2 protein-coding genes are annotated in these 2,320 nt (G+C 39.6%); both read left to right on the top strand.

Annotated features, from left to right (window positions below; all coding sequences use genetic code 11):
• The first annotated feature begins 68 nt into the window (after positions 1 to 68).
• Complete coding sequence (locus F6K37_RS38670; protein ID WP_287256480.1) at positions 69 to 272, top strand: hypothetical protein; 204 nt, start codon at positions 69 to 71, stop codon at positions 270 to 272.
• Between the two features lie 74 nt (positions 273 to 346).
• On the top strand, positions 347 to 2,320 hold a 1,974-nt coding region (locus F6K37_RS38665), incomplete at its 3' end, for a type I polyketide synthase (protein ID WP_287256477.1).

Here is a 2,320-nt window from a genome sequence, read left to right as displayed (position 1 = left end):
GAACTGTTTAAAATGAAACTGCAAGTTTTAGATCTTTTAAAATATCCAACTATTTATTATTTTTTAAAATGAAACTGCAAGTTTTAGATCTTTTAAAATATCCAACTATTTATTATTTGAGTCAGCATATAAAAGGTGAAAGTATTAGTAACAATGATTCCAAAGAAACACGTAATATCCGTGATACTAACTTAAGGGAAGGTAAAAGCATGATGAAACAAAGACTAGAACGCAGGCAAAAACATCGTTCTCGATATCAAGTAAGAGATTAATCATTTTGGATTAATTAAGTCTCAAAATTTATGCGCAATTAATTAATTTTTTAATAAAAGTGAGTATAAAAAAAATGACTCGACAATATGAAGAAAATTTAATAGACGATCTAGATGACGATCTAGGTATAGCAATTATTGCCATGTCTGGTCGTTTTCCACAAGCTGAAGACACCAATCAATTTTGGCAGAATCTTAAGGATGGTGTGGAATCTATCTCCTTTTTCTCAAAGCAAGAATTGTTAGAGTCTGGCGTTAAAGTTGAATTACTGGATAATCCTAACTATGTCAAAGCCCGTGCTGTGATGTCAGACATCGATCTGTTCGATGCTAATTTCTTTGGCTATAGTCCCAAGGAAGCTGAAGAAATCGATCCGCAACATCGTTTGTTTCTTGAATGTGCTTGGGAAGCCATAGAAAGGGGTGGTTATAATCCAGATACCTATGGGGGTTTAATAGGGGTTTATGCTGGTGTTGGCATGAACAACTACTTATTGAGGAATCTTTATCCCAACCACGATCCTGATAATACATTGAACTCTTATCAGCTAATGATCAGCAGTGATAAAGATTACCTGGCAACTCGTGTCGCTTACAAGCTAAATTTAAGAGGACCTGCACTCAACGTTCAAACTGCTTGTTCAACCTCATTGGTCGCTGTCCACATGGCTTGTCAAAGTTTACTCAATGGAGAATGTGATCTGGCTCTTGCTGGTGGTGTCTCTATCCATATTCCCCAGAAAGCTGGACACTTATATCGAGAGGGAATGATTTTCTCTCCTGATGGACACTGTCGAACTTTTGATGCTAAAGCCAAGGGTACAATACCAGGTGATGGTGTTGGGATTGTACTTCTCAAGCGACTCAATAACGCGATCGCAGATGGTGATTCTATCCAGGCAATTATCAAGGGATCGTCGATTAATAATGATGGCTCCTTGAAAGTGGGCTACACCGCACCTAGCATAGAAGGTCAAGCAGCAGTTATTTCAGAAGCTCATGCTGTTGCTGGAGTAGATCCAGAGACAATCTCATACATAGAGGCTCATGGCACAGGCACAGAGCTGGGAGATCCGGTGGAAATCGCAGCTCTGACCCAGGCTTTTAGGTATAGTACGCAAAAGAAGGGTTTCTGTGCCATTGGTTCCCTGAAAAGCAATATGGGTCATTTAGATGCAGCGGCAGGAGTAGCAGGACTGATCAAAACAGTTTTAGCTCTCAAACATAAATTACTGCCCCCAACGCTACATTTTGAACAACCCAACCCCAAAATAGATTTTGTTAATAGTCCTTTATATGTTAATACCACTCTTTCCGAATGGAAAACCAATGGAACTCCTCGTAGAGCAGGGGTTAGTTCCTTTGGTATTGGAGGAACTAACGCTCATGTAATCTTGGAAGAAGCTCCAGAAAGAATTAAGAAAGGAAATTCCCCAGAGCGTCCAATTAATTTATTAACCCTCTCGGCAAAAACTCCAGAAGCACTGGCACAACTGGTAGCCCGTTATCAAAACTATATAGAAACTCATCAGGAATTAGAAATTGCAGACATTTGTTATACTGCAAACACAGGACGTAAACATTTCAACCATCGCCTAGCTGTTATTGCTTCCAACCAACAAGAACTACTAGAAAAATTAAAAGCTCACCAAGCAACAGAACCAGTAACAGAAATTTTTTCCGGAGAAATACCTGGCACTAGTATAGCACAAGTTGCTTTCCTCTTTACAGGTCAAGGTTCTCAGTACGTAAACATGGGCAGGCAATTGTATGAAACACAACCAGTTTTCCGTCAAGCGATCGACGAGTGCAGCCAAATACTAGAATCCTATCTAGAAAAGTCCCTTTTAGAAGTAATCTATCCTCAAAACCCAGAAGATATCGAAGCATCATCTCTACTAGCTCAAACTGGTTACACCCAACCAGCCTTATTTGCTATTGAATACGCTTTAGCTCAATTATGGCAATCCTGGGGAATCAAACCAGATATAGTCATGGGTCACAGTGTAGGAGAATACGTAGCAGCAACAGTAGCAGGAGTATTCAGA

Origin of the sequence: Moorena sp. SIO4E2 (genome assembly GCF_010671945.1) — a bacterium.
Lineage (GTDB): Bacteria > Cyanobacteriota > Cyanobacteriia > Cyanobacteriales > Coleofasciculaceae > Moorena > Moorena producens.
The sequence above is the reverse complement of the archived record's forward strand: the minus strand, read 5'-3'. Positions and strand labels throughout refer to the sequence as shown.

Coding starts and splice junctions, on each gene's coding strand:
- F6K37_RS38670 (WP_287256480.1), top strand. CDS start 69: ATGAAACTGCAAGTTTTAGATCTTTTAAAATATCCAACTATTTATTAT.